General features: G+C 66.1%; 1 protein-coding gene and 1 pseudogene. Both read left to right on the forward strand.

Annotation, left to right across the window (positions count from 1 at the left end; genetic code table 11):
• A pseudogene (locus tag U9980_RS26485) lies at positions 1–231 on the forward strand (hypothetical protein); the annotation flags it as partial.
• A gap of 22 nt (positions 232–253) precedes the next feature.
• Positions 254–661 carry a nuclear transport factor 2 family protein gene (locus tag U9980_RS26490; protein ID WP_322770423.1) on the forward strand — a complete coding sequence of 136 codons (408 nt, stop codon included), beginning with the start codon at positions 254–256 and terminating at the stop codon, positions 659–661.
• Positions 662–837 lie beyond the last annotated feature (176 nt).

Genomic DNA, 837 nt, shown 5'->3' on the forward strand with positions numbered 1-837 from the left:
ATGGTGGCGGACGCCCGGTCGCGGTTCACTGGGTCCGAGCCGCTGATGGGGGAGCCTGGGGTGAGCCCATCTGGCATCATCGGGCCAACCGCGGGTGCGGCAGCTACCGCAGCGGTCGAGGTCGTCCGGGACGTGCCCGTTCTGGTGTGCGGTGAGTCCCCTGAGTCCCCTGAGTTCGCCGAGAGGACAAGCCCGGAGCTGACGCTACGGTCAATCACGATTCGGCGTTGAAACTCTCAGGAGGAATCCGACCATGACCCACGACGTCGCACCCGCCGCATTGGCACAGCCGGCAGGGGTTGTCGCAGCGTATTTCGCGGCGAACACGGCACTGGATGCCGATGCGGTCGGCGCACTGTTCGCGCCCGACGGCGAGATGGTCGTCAACGGGGTTCGCCTGCGTGCGGGCAGGCAGATCGTGACGGAGCACTACCGGCAGTGGATGACCGCGTTCGTGCCTGGTGACATCGCCACTACTCTGGGGCCCATCCTGGTTGACGGCGAGTATGTCGCCGTGCAGGTAGAGATCATTACCCGCGGTGAGAAGGCGTGGCTCGGCTATTTCTTCCTGCTGCGTGACGGGCTGATCCATCGGCTGTCGACCTATGTCAACATCGGTTCCCTCGACGACGCCCTGGCCTCGGGGGCGCGTAGGAACTGATCAGCTCGTCGGGATCTCCACAGTTCGGGATCTCCACAGGTAGTACCGGCCGCCTGGCGTGGATACGGTGCGGGCATGGTCGCTGCTCTCCAGGTGGCCGCGGCGATCGCCGCAGAGATCATCGCGACCACGGCGTTGCGCGCGTCCGACGGGTTCACCCGGCTGTAGCCGTCGGT

The sequence above is a fragment of the Protofrankia sp. Cr1 genome, assembly GCF_963555865.1.
GTDB lineage: Bacteria > Actinomycetota > Actinomycetes > Frankiales > Frankiaceae > Protofrankia.